The following is a 16,707-nucleotide window of genomic DNA, read 5'->3' as shown; positions in this document are numbered from 1 at the left end:
CCACCGCGAGTTCGTCCGCCAAATGAGTGAACGTAGCGGCATGAGCAAGGATGCGCGAGGCCGACTGGAGTCGAAGTGGACGATCGCGATCCTTGTCCTGCTGCACTCCGCGCTCACCTGCCTGTCGCTGATCAAGGTCGCGGCCCATCAATCTAATATTCATTTCAGCGACGACCGCGTCGTCTTAGCGGTCGCAGTCGCGGCCGCCTTCTCTCTCGTATCGCTGCTGTTTGCTGTCGCCCGCTTCAGCTTTGGCTATTTCGTCGGATTCTTTCTCTACACTATGATCCTGGGCTTCCTGTGGATCGACGTTTTCTCGGAATACGACTATCCGCACCTGCTTGCAGGTATCTCGGCGGCACTGTCGCTTCTGCTCTTTCTGGTGCCCGTGCTGTTCATTAACGCGCCACTCCGCCCCGTTGTCGTCCTGTCGAAGGCGGACTTCGAGCGTCTTCTCACGCTGATCCTGGTCGTCTCGGCTGCCACCATCGCCGTCGGTGCGGCCTACAATTTTCGCCTGGTCTCTCTCGCGCACATCTACGACTATCGCAATGAACTCGAGATTCCCCGGGCAGTCCAATATCTCACGGGCGGCGTCTCCAGCACGTTATTGCCATTTGCGTTCGCCTGTTACTGGTTGCTCGGATATCGATGGCGGGTGGCGCTCGTCCTGGTTCTGCTTCTGCTGTTCTATCCGATCACCCTGACCAAATTCGCCTTCTTCACGCCGATCTGGATCATCGCACTCGCCGTCATCTCACGAATGTTCGCGGCGAGGACTTCCGCGCTCCTGACGCTTTCGCTTCCAATGCTGGCCGGCGTCATCCTGATATCGATCAGCAGCGCGACCTTCTATCAAACGGCCCTCTATCCGATCGCGGACGCAAGCCGCATCCGGATCTTCGACATCATCAACATCCGGATGATCGCGACGGCATCGAGCGCGCTCGATTTCTACAACGACTTTTTCGCTCACCATCCGCTGACCTGGTTCTGTCAGATATCCTTTCTGAAGACGGCGATACATTGCTCCTACCAGGAGCCGCTGGCGATCGTGATGCAGAACACCTACGGCACCGGCAATCTGAATGCGTCGCTGTTTGCGACCGAAGGTATCGCTTCGGTCGGCCTGTATCTTGCGCCACTGACCGCTCTGGCATCGGGATTGGTGCTCGCGCTCGGCAACCGCACGTCCGCGGGGCTTTCGCCACGCTTCGTCCTGATGTCATCTGGCGTGCTACCGCACGTGCTGCTCAACGTGCCACTGTCCGTTGCCATGCTGACTCACGGCACCATTCTGCTGTTCTTACTCTGGTACGTGATGCCCCGCAGTCTGTTTGAACGGAAGTCGTGACGCCGTGCGCATCCTGATCCTCAACGCCGATTATCCGCGCTTCCTCTCCTGGCTGTACCGGCGCCATCCCGGCCTCGAGAACGAGCCCTATGCAACGCAGATGGCGGCGCGGAACGCCAGCCTGTTCGGCGTCGCCGATTTCTATTCGCGTAATTTCGCGAAGGCAGGCCACGTCGCCGCCGATATACACGTCAACAATCCCTGGATGCGGACCGCCTGGGCAAAAGAGCATGGTCTCCCCATCACAGCACCGCAACCAACCGGCGCGCTCGCCGCGCGCGATGCCATTCCCGGCTGGTTGCAGCGCGCGGTGGCGCCTTTCAAGCCGGTGCTGCGGCCGCTGGCGCGCAAGGTCGGGCTCAGCCCGCGCCTCGATGCGGAAGCGGAACAGGTGCTGCTGGCGCACATCGAGGACTTCAAACCGGATCTCGTTCTCAACCAGGACCTGTTTCACGTCGACACCCGCTTGGCGCGCCGCATCAAGGGGATTGGCCGCCCGATCCTGATCGGCCAGGTCGGCGTCTCGCCCTCGCGCGGCGAGGACTGGTCGGTCTACGATCTCATGATCTCGCAGATGGGAGCCGTGGTCGATTTCTTCCGCGCCCACGGCGCGCGCGCCGAAGTGGTCCATCTCGCCTTCGAGCCAGAGATCCTCGATGTGTTGCCTCCGCCGCCGTCGCAAAGCTACGACGTCACCTTCGTCGGAGCCGTGTCGGCCGATCACCAGGCTCGCGTCGCGCAGCTCGAGGCGGTGGCGCGGCGTTACGATCTCAAACTGTTCGGCAGCGGCCTGCACACGCTTCCCGCCTCCTCGCCCTTGCATCGCTGCTACCAGGGCGAGGTCTGGGGCGTGGAGATGTACCAGGCACTTCGCGCCTCGCGCGTCACGCTGAATTCGCATATCGATATGGCCGGCCGCGAAGCCGGCAATGCACGGCTGTTCGAGGCGACCGGCGTCGGCGCATTCCTTCTGACCGACTACAAGGACAACCTCCACACCCTGTTCTCCGAGCGCGAGGTCGCGGCCTGGCGCACGGTCGAGGACTGCCTTCCGATGATCGAGTGCTATCTCGCTGACGAGGCCGCGCGCCTGTCCATCGTGAAGGCGGGACAGGCCAGAACGCTCGCCGCCCACACCTTCCGCCGCCGCGTCGAAGAAATCCTCGCCTTCGCCGGCTAAAGACCGAAGCGAGGGCCGCTTCGGCTGCCGTTTGCGGTACACCCTTGACGGTCCCGGCCAAAATGGCCAAAGTGCTGGAAACTGACGCTATGTCACTCTAATTACAGCGATTTTTGTTGAGGCTTGGAATGGAACACGTCGAACATGTTCGATTCGGCGATCAGCTCTATGCGATCATCGTCCGCGCCTCGTTTCGCGAGCCGGGTATCCACTTCTTTTCCTCGCCGGAATTGTCGCAGCAGCTGGCCTATATGAGCCATCCTAAGGGCAAGAGCATCGAACCGCATCGCCACAACAAGGTGACGCGGGAGGTGCACTACACCCAGGAAGTGCTGCTGATCCAGAAGGGCAAGCTGCAGGTCGACTTCTACACTACGGACGAAAAATATCTGGAAAGCCGCGTGCTCGGTGCCGGCGACATCATCCTCTTGTGCAGCGGCGCCCACGGCTTCCACGTGCTCGAGCCGCTCGAGATGTTCGAGATCAAGCAAGGCCCCTATTCCGGCGAGAACGACAAGACCCGGTTTCCCGAGGCCGCCCCGTCCGACATCCGGATCAAGGGCCCCAATCAGTGACCAAGCCTGTGAGCGCGCCGTTCATTCCCGTCAACACGCCGCTGCTCGACGGCAACGAGGCCGACTATCTCGCCGAATGCATTCGCACGGGGTGGATCTCCTCGGAAGGACCGTTCATCAAGCGCTTCGAGGAGGCAATGGCGGAAGCGGCCGGGCGACGCCACGGCATCGCGGTGACCAACGGCTCGGTCGCGCTCGACATCACCGTCCATGCCCTCGCCCTCGAAGAGGGCTCCGAGGTCATCCTCCCGACCTTCACGATCATCAGCTGCGCTGCGGCCGTGGTGCGCGCAGGTCTCGTGCCCGTCGGCGTCGACTGCGATGCTGCGACCTGGAATATGACGGTGGAGGGAGTCGAGGCCGCGATCACGCCGCGCACGCGTGCGATCATGCTGGTGCACATCTACGGCCTGCCGGTCGATCTCGAACCGATCCTCGCGCTTGCCCGCAAGCATGATCTGAAGGTGATCGAGGACGCCGCCGAGATGCACGGGCAGACCTATCGCGGCGCGCCCTGCGGCAGCTTCGGCGATGTCTCGACCTTCAGCTTCTATCCCAACAAGCATGTCACCACAGGCGAAGGCGGCATGATCCTCACCGACGACGATGCGCTCGCCGACCGGCTGCAAGGCTATCGCAATCTCTGCTTCCAACCGCAGCAGCGCTTCATCCATGAGGAGTTCGGCTGGAACGCACGCATGACCAATTTGCAGGCGGCGCTCGGCGTCGCCCAGGTCGAACGTCTGTCGCGCACGGTCGAGCTGAAGCGCCGGATCGGCCGGCTCTACGACGAGCATCTCGGGGGCCTCAACAACATCCGCCGTCCGGTCGCCCGTACCGCCTATGCCGACAACATCTACTGGGTCTACGGGGTCGTGCTCGGCGACGACGTCCCGTTCGATGCCAAGGAGGCCATGCGCCGCCTCGGCGAAAAAGGCATTGGCACCCGGCCGTTCTTCTGGTGCATGCACGAGCAGCCGGTGCTGCGCAAAATGGGCCTGATGCGCGACGCGAGCCATCCGAACGCGGAATACATCGCCCGGCGCGGCTTCTACCTGCCGAGCGGGCTCGGCTTGACCGACGACGAGATCGCGCGCTCCGCAGAAGCGTTCAAGGAGATTCTGGCGTGACTGTCTTCGCCGACTACGCGCCCTGGTACGACCTGCTATATCAGGACAAGGACTACACGGCGGAGACGTCGTTTGTCGAAGCGCGCCTGCGCGATCACGGCGTCTCCTCGGGCAGACTGCTCGATCTCGGCTGCGGCACAGGCCTGCACGCGGTCGCGTTCGCCCGCCACGGCTGGCACGTCGCCGGAATCGACCTCAGCCACGAGATGATCGCAAGTGCCAAGGCGCGCGCCGCGCAGGCCGGACTCTCTATTCCATTCCGGCAAGGTAATGCCTGCGAGACTGGCCCCGAGCGCGACTTCGATGCAGTGGTGTCGCTGTTTCACGTCGCAAGCTACCAGACCAGCCGTGAGGCACTGACCGCGATGTTCCGCACGGCGCACGCCGCGCTGAAGCCTGGCGGCGTGTTCTTCTTCGATTATTGGTACGGCGGCGCCGTGCTGGCGCAGGGCGTCGAGACCCGCGTCAAGGTGATCGAGCAGAAACCGCTGCGGCTCACCCGCATCGCGCAGTCCGACCATGACGAGCAGGCGGCGACCGTCACTGTGAACTACACGCTGTTCTGCGAGGACACGGATCGTGCCACGATCCGCCGCGTCGATGAGGCGCACCACATGCGCTACTGGTTTCCATTCGAGATCGACGCGGCGCTCGCGGCGAACGGGTTTCAGCCCGCCAGCCATGCCGCATGGCTGACGCAGGGCGCGCCGAGCTCGAAGATTTGGGCGGCTTATGCGGTCGCCAGAAAGAGCGAAAAGCCGTGAGAGCGCTGCGGCTCGCGGTCATGCTGGAGCAGGCGCTCGAGGTCGGCGGCGGCTTTCAGCAACCGCTCAACGACATGCTCTGGCTGCGCGACTGGGCGGCCGAATCCGGCAACGAGATCGTGGTCTACTCACCCTATCCGAAGACGCTGGAGATCCTGAAGGAGTTTGGCGTCACGGCCCGCCTGCTCAAGTTCGGCGCGCTCGACCACGCCTACCTGTTTCTCAAATATTGCGGGCCGTTCGACCTCGTCCAGATTGCCCTGGAGCTGAAATCGGCTTTTGAGCGCGCGCTGATCCGCGACGGCATCGACGTTGTGCATTTCACCTCAACCTCGAAGCGGCACCTGCTGCTCAACCAGCTTCCGTTCATCATCACGATCTTCGACGGCTGCCACCGCGACGCGCCGGAGTTTCCCGAAGTGAGGAGCTTCGGCGAATTCGAGCGCCGCGAGATATTGTTCGGACTCGCCAGCACCAAGGCGGCGGTGGTGATCGTGAACGCACCTTCGCTGATCGACGATCTCTCCCGCCGCTATGCCATGGAGCGGAATCGCGCGGTCTGCATCCCGTTCTCTCCGTCGACCTATGTCACAAAGTCTGCACCGGATGCCGCTACCGACGGGGTTGTGCTGGCGAAATACCGGCTCCAGCCGGGCTATTTGTTCTATCCCGCTCAATTCTGGCCGCACAAGAATCACATGACGTTGCTCGCCGCGCTCGCGCACCTGCGCAAACGGGGGGTCACCGAACGGCTGGTGCTGTGCGGCTCGGATCGCGGCGGCCGCGACAAGATCAAAGCGGCGATCCGCACTTTCGGATTGTCGGATCAGGTCTCGATCGTCGGCTTCGTCGAGTCCGCCGAGCTCGGCGCGCTCTATCGCGGCGCCTCGGCGCTGGTGATGCCGAGCTATTTCGGCCCGACCAATCTGCCGCCGATGGAGGCCTGGGCAGTCGGCACGCCCGTGATCTACCCCGAGGCATTCAAGGCGCAGGGCGGCGATGCCGCGATCCTGTTCGACTATGACGACCCGCATTCACTCGCCAACGCCATCGTCAGTCTCCGCACCGAGGGCACGCGCGAGCGCCTGGCAGCGGCCGGACAACAGCGGCTCGCGCAGTTTACCCAGGAGACCAAGGCCGGCCACCGCGAGTTCGCCCGCCATCTCGAACGGTTGAAGCATCGGCTGGCGCTGACGGCGCGCTAAGACGTCAGCTAGGGCATGATCCGGAAAAGTGTACAGCGGACTTCCGGAAAGATCGTGCGCAAACAGTAACCTAAAGCGCGATGACGATTCATCCTAATCTCACCGCGCTTTAGGCTGGCACCAGCTCCCGCAGGCGCTCGCGGAGCGCCTTGTTCAGAAGCGGACTCGCGAGGGCGCCAATTACGATCAGCCAGGCCACGCATTCCGCGATGAAATGCGCGGGCCCGCTCCCCGGCACGAGCGCGGTGATCGCCATTCCGATCAGCCAGCCGAACGCCACGATCGCGACGGCCATCGCGGACAGAAACGCAATGTGCCTGAACGGCCGGCGCAGGGTCTGTCGCATGATCATCCATCCGAGCAGGCCGAACTGAATCAGGATGTCGCTCGCGACCACCGCGAACGCGGCGCCGAGCGGTCCGAGCCGCGGGATCAGCACGAGCGAGAGAGCCAGGAAGACGACGAGCTGAAGCCCTTTGGTCCGGATCAGAAGCTCGCCGCGATTGCTGTGACTGGCAAAGACCAGCGCCAGCAGAGACGGCGCGACCGCGGCCGAGCCCAGCAGCAGCGTCACCGCAAGCGGACCGTCATAGGGAATGCTGCCATGGGTCCACAGTGCGAAGAAGTCGGGCCAGAACGGCAGCATGCCCGAAACGACGAGGCAGGCGAGCCCCGTCACGAAAACCGATCCATAGGCGTAGTGGCGGCGCAGCCGCTCGATGTCGCCGATCGCATAGTCGTGGCCGAGCTCGGCGCCGAACGGCAGGGTGACCAGGAGACAGAGGCCGCGTACGAGGCCCGCTATCACGCGCATCAACCCCCATTGCGCCACCGCGACCCGGTCGGTGACGAGGGCGGAGACCAGCAGGACCGGAACGTTGAAGAGCGCGAGCTCGGTGATGTTGGCCACCGCAAAGGGCAGCGCGCGACCGAGCTGTCCGACGCTCCAGCGCCATGATAGCGCGATGAAAGCCGGCTTTCCGGCACCGCGCAGGAACGGAAATAGACTTGGTGCATCAAAAGCCACGACGAAGACCGTGAACAGCAACTGCGCCGACACGCAGGCGACCGCCACCGCGAACAGGCTTCCGAACTTGAAAAGCGCGACAAGCTGCGCGATCTGGCCGAGCAGCAATGCGGCGTTTTGCAGCCAGATGATCCGGCCATATTGGCCCCGCACGCGATAGAGACCGGCGGCGAGGTTGGCGGGCAGGCTGAGCAGCATGCCGAGCGTCATCACCAGCATCGCGGCATCGAAGGCCGGCGTTGCGTGAAAGCCAAGCACCGACGAGGGCGGCGCGAGATAGATGGCCGCGCACAACAGCACGCCGAGACCTGCGACGATGGCAAGATAGATCCGCAGCATCGCGCGATAGAAGCTCGCCGTGCGCCCGTCGCAATCGGCGCAGGACCTGAAGACCAGAAACCGGTTGATCGCGCGAAGCTGCAATCCCGCATCGGCCACGACGACGAGGCCGCCCGCGGCAAAGATCGCGAGCCAGGCCGCAAGGACGTCGCCGCTCCAGACGTGCAGGAACGCCGGGACTAGGAGCAATTGCTGGGTCAGCCCCAGCCCCATCTGCACCAGGTTTGCCGACCAGCCGTGAATGAGCCGTCGGGCCCGCCCGGCATCGCCGATAGCACTCGGACCGTCGGCCTTGCCGGGCGCGTCAGTCTGCGTGTAGATCAAGCCGCATCCTTCCCGGCGATTAGGGCGTTGAAGTCGCGTCTTAAGGCGGTTGAACGGCTTAGGCAATGGCGTCCGAATTCGTCCCCATTACGTCGGCTGACCAAGCGCTCAGAGCCCAATCAATCGCTATTCTGCGATCGCCCTACCTGAACGTCACCTCGAGCGGCTGGACCGAGGTCAGCGACCAGCCGCCAAGCGACTCACTTTGCTGATGCAGACGACCTTCCCTCGACCAGCATCAGCGGCGGCACCGCTGCGAGCGGCTTCGGCGACGGCAGGTGGCCCTCTTCGACCGGGGCGGCTGCGACCGCGCGCGGCGCCGGCCGGCCGCATGGCCGAGAAGATCGGGCGCTTCCGGATTACGGTCGGCGCCTACTTGATCAGAGGATCGCCGCGGGGCGCCGTGCGAATACCTTTGCCACCGTCCGCAAAAAGCTCGCTCGCTCTAGGTCACGGCAGCAGGTCGTGACCAGCCAAGTTTACCAGATGATTGAGGTGGGCCGAAAGGAGATCTGCGAGATTGCCGTCGGCGTGGGTCACGGCCTCCTGCAGCAGCTTGGATGGGCCGAACGAAGGCACGCTTGCCCCCTCGCTGCCTGTGTTCAGAAGCTCGCCTTGAGAAGCTCCGGAGAAGACATGGTCCCCCAATAGAGTCGCATTAGAAACGTGCTCAAGGTTGTTGGATTCGAAACCGAACTTAAAGGAGTCGCTGGCGATCGTTGCAACTGATGAGCCGGCAGCGGAACCGCTGCTTGCTGGGATCCCAATAGCTCCATCGCTATTCAAATCTTGATGGAATGTGGGCTCAAACGATTGTAGCGCCGTGCTCGTTCCGGAAACAAAACTGAGGAGGTTTGTGACGTAATTGCCATTCGAGTCGGTGCTCCAGATGTTGTACTGGCCTGTGCTCGCATTCTTCCAGGCCACATCATAGCCACTACCGGTCTGCTCTGCCCCAATCGGCGCCCAGCCATTCCACATGCCGACCGTGACGGGCGCGCCCGAAAACATGAGCTCGGGTCCGGTTCCGCCTGCCACGGGATTAAGGAGATAGCTGTTTCCAACCTGCACCAAGCCCGTCGAGCCGGCCGTCTCGATCGCTATCGACGGTGCACCAATCAAACCGTCGCCATTGAGATCCTGATGGAACGTGGTCTCATACGATTGTAGTGCCGCGCTCGTCCCGGGAGCGAAACTGAGGAGGTTTGTGACGTAATTGCCATTCGAGTCGGTGCTCCAGATGTTGTACTGGCTTGTGCTCGCATTCTTCCATGCCACATCATAGCCACTACCGGTCTGCTCTGCCCCGATCGGCGCCCAACCCGTCCACATCCCGACCGTGACCGGCGCGCCCGAAAACATGAGCTCGGGCCCGGTTCCGCCCGCCACGGGATTGAGAAAATAGTTGCTTCCGGCTTGCACCAAGCTCGTTGAGCCGGCCGTCTCGATCGCTATCGACGGTGCACCAATCACACCGTCGCCATTGAGATCCTGATGGAACGTGGTCTCATACGATTGTAGTGCCGCGCTCGTCCCGGGAGCGAAACTGAGGAGGTTTGTGACGTAATTGCCATTCGAGTCGGTGCTCCAGATGTTGTACTGGCCTGTGCTCGCATTCTTCCATGCCACATCATAGCCACTACCGGTCTGCTCTGCCCCGATCGGCGCCCAACCCGTCCACATCCCGACCGTGACCGGCGCGCCCGAAAACATGAGCTCGGGGCCAAGTCCGCCCGCTACAGGATTGAGGAGATAGTTATTCCCAACTTGGACCAAGCTCGTTGAGCCCACTGACTCGATCGCTATCGTTGGCGCACCAATTACACCGTCGCCATTCAGGTCCTGGTGGAAGAGTGGTTCATACGATTCCAGCGCAGCGTTAGTACCCGAGACAAAACTCAATAGATTCGTGACGTAATTGCCATTCGAGTCGGTGCTCCACATGTTGTACTGGCCTGTGCTCGCATTCTTCCAGGCCACATCGTACCCACCACCAGTTTGCTCCGCCCCGATTGGGGCCCAGCCCGCCCACATGCCGCTCGTAACCGCGGCCCCCCCATACTTCAACATCGGTCCGGTGCCGCTGCTGATGCTGTCAAGGAAATAATTGGCGCCGACCTGGACCAGGCTTGTAGCGCCAGCCTGCTCGATCACCACGGGACTGTTGTTCGTCAGATGAAAGCCGAGCGCGTCCAGCTGCTTCAGATCGATAGCCGTGAGGCCTTGATAAGTGGTACCGGTATAGAACTCGTTGAACGGGTCGTTGGGTCCTTGCACGCCGCTGTTGAGGAAGTCGCTCGGGTCGGAGCTCTGGCCGTAGTCAGCGAGCTTGGTCGTCCCATTGTCGAGCGAGAAATACGCCGCGGGCGCGGTGGCGCCGCCCTGGAACAAATGGACGCCCGGGCTCGTGAATCGGAATAGATCGAAGACGTCCGGCGCCGATCCATAGGGCACCCGGCCCATTGCGTGTGTGAGCTCGTGAAGCGCCACTCCGACCAGCAGGTTAGGATTGATGTCCGTGGAGAAGTTCGCGCTTGCGTCGTCCGTCGTGGTGTCGTTAGCGCTGATGACGCCCCAAAGCTTGAGCTGCGCATTCCAGACCGCGACATTCGACTGTCCCTGAATCGTGGCTCCCGTCGGCAGGCTGTTGAACGTGATGTCGCCGGCGCTCGCGTTGTTGACGAGTTCGGAGCGCACCCACGAGTAGCTTTTGTAATATCCGGAATCCGGGCCAGCTGCCGCACCTCCTCCGGTCCCGCTAAAGTCGATGTTAATGTTGACGGTGATCTTGTCGGTGATGTTGGCGGCCAGGATGGCAACCGCCTGCTGCAAACCGTCCTTGAAGCTTGTCGGTGCGGCCTGGGCCGCCGCATCGAGGACCAAGTTGATCGCAATGCCGCCTGAGGTGACCGACATGACGGAACCGGACGTCGAGCCACCCGTCGAGCCACCAGATGTCGCCGGAATATAGCTTCCTTGAATGCTGTTGCCGGCGACCGTGTAAAATGGATCGTCAGAGAGCAGCTCGTCCCGAGGAGATGTCGTCATCGTGTTGCCTCGAGCTGATCTTCGTGGACTGTTCCGCAAGGCGAGCCATGGGCTGTCGCAGCTCTGGGCGCCGGCTCCATCTTGCTTGGGGCACCAAGGATTGGTCCCACGCGTTAATTTGTGGTTTCGCCGGAACCCATAAGGTCAATCGCCGGCAAAAATACTCTTTTGTTTTGTCCACAAGCCCCTGCGATTCAACCCGGGCAACTACCGGCCAAGAGCGATACATTTTGAACAAAACCTCCAATTCTGCGGCAGGGCGCCTCTGGGCTGCCTTGGCCATTGAATTCCCGGTCAAATTGACCGATCAAAGCGAGTAACCGCGCCTCGCTTTTCCCACCCAGTATACCCTTTCCGCGTGCCTCGGAAGCCCTGTCGCGCTTCACCGTGCTCGATCTGAACCGCGTAGGCTCCCGGTCCACCTGCGTGAGGCAACTCGCCTATTGTGGTGCGATCAAGGTCGACGCGCTGACCGAGGATGCGAGCAGCCGGCGATCGGCTGTCGTACGGGAACGCACCGTGCGGGCGGGACGCTATTCAACGGGTGAACTTGCGGGTTCAACCTTCCGCTGCAGTGAGTAAAGTCCCTTGCAACCGCGACTGGCCGCGGCGCTCCCGAGGCAATGGGCCTCGCCATCAACCCGTTCCGCCGGCTTCACTCCCTCGTCGTGTTGCAACGCACCGAAATGTTGCCCAATGGCCACGCTTATTGAAATTGCAAAGGAAACGGGCGGGGACTTTAGGCAGATTTGACGCCCGTTCATTGCAGCCCGTTCCCACGCCATGGGATCATCGCTTCAGGGCGCCGCTGCCGGCTCGCCCCGATGGCGCTCGTTTGCTTTAGCGATTTGTGAAGGGCCGATGGCTAATTCGATCATGGCGCCCGTACGGATGGATGGCCGGCTGCGCGCCGTCATCACGCATTCGCTGGCGACCCTGTGGCGACCGCGGCGCTTGGCGTCATAGCCGCGCATGCGGTCGACGGCACCTGGACGGGCGCCAGCAGCGACTGGACCGCTCCGACCAACTGGTCGAGCCTCACCGTGCCGGACGGAACCGCAACCTTCGGCAACACCGGAAGCGCCGCCGTCGACAACAACAACGGCATCGTCGCCATCGGTACAATCCTGTTCAACGGCACCGCTCAGCCCTATTCGGTCACCGTCGGTAAGCCGTTCACCGTCAACGGGACAGGCATTATCAACAATTCCGGCAATACCCAGAATTTCGGAGTCACCTCCGGCAACAATCTGGTGTTTCAGCAAAGCAGCACCGCGAGCGGCGGCACCGGCGCAGTGACGATCACCACCAACGGTGGCGGCATCACGAGCTTCACCGGCACGAGCAGCGGCGGCAACGCGCGCTTCGTCACCAATATCGGCGGCACGGTCATCATCTCCGGCCTGACCAATGGCGGCACGACGACGGGCTCGATCGAAGGCGCGGGCAATTACGTACTCGGCGCCAACACGCTGACCACCGGCAGCCTCAACACCTCGACCCTGGTCGACGGCTCGATCTCCGGCACCGGCGGCAGCCTGACCAAGGTCGGCACCGGCACGCTGACCCTGACCGGCGGCAACACCTACACCGGCGCGACGACGGTCTCGGCCGGAACGCTGGCGCTGTCGGGCTTCGGCAACATCTCGTCATCGAGCGTCGTGACCGCGAATGCGATCTTCGATATTTCCGGGATGAATCCGGGAATTTCCGCCGTGATCACCACGGTCGCCGGCAATTCGAGCGGCGCGGTCAACATGGGCAACACGAACCTGATTATCACGAGCGGCTCGACCGAGCTCGCCGGCATGATCCAGGGCGCGGACGGGCTCGAGGTCTTCGGCGGAACGCAGACGCTGTCCGGCGTGAACACCTATACCAACGCGACGCAGATCGACGCGGGTGCGACGCTGGCTCTGAAAGGCAGCGGATCGATCGCGAGCTCGGCCAGCGTCACGTTCACGCCCGGCTCGGGCGGGACATTCGACATCTCGCAGACGACCTCCGGCGCGTCGGTGAACGCGCTGCTTTCCGCCACTGGCGGCAGCTTCGTTTCGCTGGGATCCAGGACGCTGACAATCACCACGGGCAGTCTTTACGGTGGCGTAATTCAGGACGGCGGGAGCGCTGGCGGCACCGGCGGCAACCTCGTCATCGCGAGCGGCGCCACGCAGCAGCTCTACGGCGTCAACACCTATACCGGCACCACGACCATCGCGGCCGGTGGCGAGCTGGATCTCGCCAATGGCGGCAGCGACGGCAGCATCGCCACCTCGCGCAATGTCATCGTCAACGGCGTGTTCGACATCTCGGCCCTGGCCGCCGGCACGTCGATCAAATCGCTGTCGGGCACCGATGCCACCGCACGCGTCAATCTCGGCGCCAACACGCTGACGATCACGAGCGGCAACGGCAGCTTCGCCGGCATCATCGCCGACGGCGGCGCCGGCGGCGGCCTCACCCTGCCCGGCGGCACGGAAATCCTGACCGGCGCCAGCACCTATACCGGCGCGACCACTGTCAACGGCGGCAGGCTGGAGGTCGACGGCTCGATCGTCAGCGCGACCACCGTCAATGCCGGAGGCACGCTCGCCGGCGGCAGCACGTTCGCAGGCTCCGGCGCGGTCGGCAATGTCACCGTCAATGGCAGCACGCTCGCACCGGGCAGCACCGCCAATCCGTTCGCGCCGCTGACGGTCACTGGCAGCCTGAGCTTCACCGCCGCCTCGACCTATCTGGTGCAAGTCTCCTCCAGCACTGCCAGCCTCACCAACGTCGCGGGCGCGGCCACGCTCGGCAGCGCGAGGGTGAGTGCGATCTTCGGCGCCGGCAGCATCAAGAAGCAGTATACGATCCTGACCGCAGCCGGCGGCCTCGGCAGCACCACCTTCAATCCGGCCGTCACCTCCAACATATCGACGATCAACGCGACGCTGAGCTACAACGCCAACAACGTCTTCCTCAACATCGGCGTCAACTTCACGCCTGCGAGCGGCGGCCTCAACACCAATCAGCAGAACGTCGCGAGCGCGCTGACGAACTTCTTCAACACGACCGGCAGCATCCCGACGGCCTTCGCCGCGCTGACGCCTTCAGGGCTGACCACCGCCTCGGGCGAGCTCGGCACCGGCATCATCCAGTCCGCGATCAATGCCGACGGCCAGTTCCTCAACCTGATGCTCGATCCGACCATCGCGGGCCGCTCGAGCGGCTTCACCAAGGCGGGCAGCGTCGCGCAATTCGCCGAGAGCGATGACACTGAAGCTTATGCCTCAATGCGCCCGGCCACTGCGCGCGAGCGCGAGGCCTTTGCGATGGCGACCAAGGCGCCGCTGCTGTGGTCGCAGCCGGTCAATCGCTGGAGCGTCTGGACGGCCGGCTATGGCGGCTCGGCCCAGGTCGGCGGCAATGCCGCGATCGGCTCGCAGGACCTCACGGCGCGGGTCTGGGGCGGCGCGGCCGGTGCCGACTACAGGGTTTCGATGGATACGCTGGTCGGCTTTGCGCTTGGCGGCGGCGGGCTGAACTACTCGCTTGCCAATGCGATGGGCACGGGCTCGGCCGACCTGTTCCAGGCCGGTGTCTACGGCCGGCACAATTTCGGCCCGGCCTATCTTTCCGCCGCGCTCGCCTATGGCCGGCACGACGTCACCACCAACCGCACCGTGATCGGCGCCGACCGGCTCCAGGGCCGCTTCAAGGCCGATACCTTCTCCGCGCGCTTCGAGGGCGGCTATCGCTTCGCCACGCCGCTGGTCGGCATCACGCCCTACGCGGCCGTCCAGGTCACGAACGTCAACCTGCCCAACTATTCCGAAGTCAGCCTCAGTGGCGGCGGCCTGTTTGCGCTGAATTACGCCTCGCAATCGCTGACCGATAGCCGCTCCGAGCTCGGCCTGCGCACCGACAAATCCTATGCGATGCAGAACGGTGTGCTGACCTTGCGCGGCCGCACCGCCTGGGCGCAGACTACAATCCGAGCCGCGCCGTCACGGCGCTGTTCCAGACGCTGCCCGGCACCAGCTTCGTCGTCAACGGCGCCAGGGTCGACGCCGATTCCGCGCTGGTGAGCGCCAGCGCCGAGATGAAATGGCTGAACGGCTTCTCGATCGCCGGCACCTTCGACGGCGAGTTCTCCGGCAACGTCACCAGCTATTCCGGCAAGGGCGTGTTCAAGTACAGCTGGTGAGTTACCTTCCGACTTCCTGGGCGGCTGGCCCGGCTAAAGCCTGGGGCACGCACGCTGAATTGGCGTGACCGCGCAGGCGCGCGGCCCCCGACGTCTACTGTGCATGGGGTTGTTTTCGACTTTTTGCCTGGCCCCGGCCGATGTGACGGAATCCAGAGCGCGGGCTTCGATGAGGAGCGTGCGCAGAGGCTCGTTCCACGAGATGTTCTCAAACTCGGCGCATGGCTGGCTGCGCCAGCCGACGTTTGCCGCATGATCTTTCGGCATTATGGTGGGCGCGCAGTTTGTTCCCGGAGCCATCCCATATGCCCTTTCCTCACGCTTCCGAAGCCCTGTCGCGCTTCACCGTGCTCGACCTGACCCGCGTCCGCTCCGGGCCGACCTGCGTGCGTCAGCTCGCGGATTGGGGCGCCACAGTGATCAAGATCGACGCGCTGACGGAAGATGCCGGCGGCGAGCAGCCGGGGGGACCGCGGCGCGGCTCCGACTTCCAGAACTTGCACCGCAACAAGCGGGCGATGACGCTGAACCTGAAGGACGAGCGCGGGCTTGCCGTGTTCAAGCGCCTCGCGGCCAAGGCCGACGTCGTGGTTGAGAATTTCCGGCCAGACGTGAAGAAGAAGCTCGGCATCGACTATGAGAGCCTCGCCGCGATCAACCCGCGCATTGTCTATGGCAGCATCTCCGGCTTCGGCCAGGATGGCCCCTATCACAAGCGGCCTGGCTTTGATCAGATCGCGCAGGGCATGGGCGGGCTGATGTCGATCACGGGCGCGCCGGGAGAAGGCCCGATGCGGGTCGGCATTCCCGTCGCCGACCTCACCGCGGGCCTGTTCTGCGCCATGGGCATTCTCACCGCGCTGCTCGAGCGCGAGGTCTCCGGCAAGGGCCAATGGGTGCAGACCTCGCTGCTGCAGGCCCAAATCTTCATGCTCGACTTCCAGGCGGCACGCTGGCTCATGGAAAAGGAAGTGGCAAAACAGGCCGGCAACAATCATCCGACCAGCATCCCGACCGGCGTGTTCAAGACCTCGGACGGTTACATCAACATCGCGACGACAGGCGGACGGATCTGGGAGCGCTGCGCGCAAGCGATCGGCGCGCCCGAGCTCTACAGCCACCCCGACTATGCGACCGCCCCTGCACGTTCCGCGAACCGCGACGCGCTCAACGCCGAGATTGAGAAGCGCACCGTGACCAAGTCGACCGAGACCTGGGTGCGCGAACTCAACGACGCCGGCGTACCCTGCGGGCCGATCTACGCTATCGACCAGATGTTCGAGGACGAACAGGTCAAGCATCTCGGCATCGCGCAGGATGTGCCCAATGACGAGGGCCGCCACATCCGTCTGGTCGGCCAGCCGGTCGCGCTGTCGCGTACGCCAAGCAAGATGGTGGCACGCCCGCCGGAGTACGGCGAGCAGACCGATGAGGTGCTGAAGGAATTCGACTTCAGCGCCGACGAGATCGCCGCCCTCAGGGCCGCCAACGTCGTGTGAGCGAAGGCCGGCCCGCACAGGCACCCACCATAAGAAAAGCCCCGGAAAACCGGGGCTTTTCCAATCCGAAACT

The 16,707-nt window shown here is 63.4% G+C and carries 11 protein-coding genes and 1 pseudogene; 10 read left to right on the top strand and 2 right to left on the bottom strand.

Translation table 11 applies throughout. From position 1 onward, the window contains the following. The first annotated feature begins 22 nt into the window (after nucleotides 1-22). From ACNJX9_RS14610 to ACNJX9_RS14585, 6 genes are all read left to right on the top strand, one after another. Complete coding sequence (locus tag ACNJX9_RS14610; protein ID WP_439409340.1) at nucleotides 23-1,354, top strand: hypothetical protein; 1,332 nt, start codon at nucleotides 23-25, stop codon at nucleotides 1,352-1,354. Nucleotides 1,355-1,358: 4 nt separating this feature from the next. Then, entirely contained in the window at nucleotides 1,359-2,534 is a 1,176-nt protein-coding gene (locus ACNJX9_RS14605) for a CgeB family protein (protein ID WP_439409339.1), read from the top strand. Between the two features lie 128 nt (nucleotides 2,535-2,662). Then, nucleotides 2,663-3,109 (top strand): hypothetical protein, encoded by a 447-nt coding sequence (locus ACNJX9_RS14600; protein ID WP_439409338.1) that lies wholly within the window; start codon nucleotides 2,663-2,665, stop codon nucleotides 3,107-3,109. Next, complete coding sequence (locus tag ACNJX9_RS14595; RefSeq protein WP_439409337.1) at nucleotides 3,106-4,239, top strand: DegT/DnrJ/EryC1/StrS family aminotransferase; 1,134 nt, start codon at nucleotides 3,106-3,108, stop codon at nucleotides 4,237-4,239. The genes ACNJX9_RS14600 and ACNJX9_RS14595 overlap by 4 nt, the downstream gene beginning before the upstream one ends. Further along, the gene (locus ACNJX9_RS14590) at nucleotides 4,236-5,003 is read left to right on the top strand and encodes a class I SAM-dependent DNA methyltransferase (protein ID WP_439409336.1); all 768 of its coding nucleotides are present in this window, start codon (nucleotides 4,236-4,238) and stop codon (nucleotides 5,001-5,003) included. The genes ACNJX9_RS14595 and ACNJX9_RS14590 overlap by 4 nt, the downstream gene beginning before the upstream one ends. Next, nucleotides 5,000-6,208: a glycosyltransferase family 4 protein gene (locus tag ACNJX9_RS14585; RefSeq protein WP_439409335.1), complete on the top strand. Its 1,209-nt coding sequence runs from the start codon at nucleotides 5,000-5,002 to the stop codon at nucleotides 6,206-6,208. Before ACNJX9_RS14590 ends, ACNJX9_RS14585 begins: the two co-directional genes overlap by 4 nt. Before the next feature lie 109 nt (nucleotides 6,209-6,317). Here the strand turns inward: ACNJX9_RS14585 and ACNJX9_RS14580 are convergent, their stop codons facing one another. Then, nucleotides 6,318-7,898 (bottom strand): hypothetical protein, encoded by a 1,581-nt coding sequence (locus ACNJX9_RS14580; RefSeq protein ID WP_439409334.1) that lies wholly within the window; start codon nucleotides 7,896-7,898, stop codon nucleotides 6,318-6,320. Nucleotides 7,899-8,348: 450 nt separating this feature from the next. Next, nucleotides 8,349-10,946, bottom strand: coding sequence for an NF038122 family metalloprotease (locus ACNJX9_RS14575; RefSeq protein WP_439409333.1), 2,598 nt, complete (start codon nucleotides 10,944-10,946; stop codon nucleotides 8,349-8,351). Nucleotides 10,947-11,291: 345 nt separating this feature from the next. Here ACNJX9_RS14575 and ACNJX9_RS14570 point away from each other — a divergent pair. From ACNJX9_RS14570 to ACNJX9_RS14555, 4 genes and pseudogenes are all read left to right on the top strand, one after another. Then, a pseudogene (locus tag ACNJX9_RS14570) lies at nucleotides 11,292-11,441 on the top strand (CoA transferase); the annotation flags it as partial. A gap of 443 nt (nucleotides 11,442-11,884) precedes the next feature. Next, on the top strand, nucleotides 11,885-15,016 hold the full coding sequence (locus tag ACNJX9_RS14565) for an autotransporter outer membrane beta-barrel domain-containing protein (protein WP_439409332.1): 3,132 nt from the start codon (nucleotides 11,885-11,887) through the stop codon (nucleotides 15,014-15,016). Next, nucleotides 15,013-15,135, top strand: coding sequence for a hypothetical protein (locus tag ACNJX9_RS14560; RefSeq protein WP_439409331.1), 123 nt, complete (start codon nucleotides 15,013-15,015; stop codon nucleotides 15,133-15,135). Before ACNJX9_RS14565 ends, ACNJX9_RS14560 begins: the two co-directional genes overlap by 4 nt. 305 nt (nucleotides 15,136-15,440) lie before the next feature. Next, nucleotides 15,441-16,634 (top strand): CaiB/BaiF CoA transferase family protein, encoded by a 1,194-nt coding sequence (locus tag ACNJX9_RS14555; RefSeq protein WP_439409330.1) that lies wholly within the window; start codon nucleotides 15,441-15,443, stop codon nucleotides 16,632-16,634. Nucleotides 16,635-16,707: the final 73 nt, after the last annotated feature.

It is taken from the genome of Bradyrhizobium sp. BLXBL-03, from assembly GCF_051853015.1.
Lineage (GTDB): Bacteria > Pseudomonadota > Alphaproteobacteria > Rhizobiales > Xanthobacteraceae > Bradyrhizobium > Bradyrhizobium manausense.
Note: the sequence above shows the minus strand (reverse complement) of the source record. Positions and strands in the feature narration are given on the sequence as shown.

Coding starts and splice junctions, on each gene's coding strand:
- ACNJX9_RS14575 (WP_439409333.1), bottom strand. CDS start 10,946: ATGACGACATCTCCTCGGGACGAGCTGCTCTCTGACGATCCATTTTAC.
- ACNJX9_RS14600 (WP_439409338.1), top strand. CDS start 2,663: ATGGAACACGTCGAACATGTTCGATTCGGCGATCAGCTCTATGCGATC.
- ACNJX9_RS14555 (WP_439409330.1), top strand. CDS start 15,441: ATGCCCTTTCCTCACGCTTCCGAAGCCCTGTCGCGCTTCACCGTGCTC.
- ACNJX9_RS14610 (WP_439409340.1), top strand. CDS start 23: ATGAGTGAACGTAGCGGCATGAGCAAGGATGCGCGAGGCCGACTGGAG.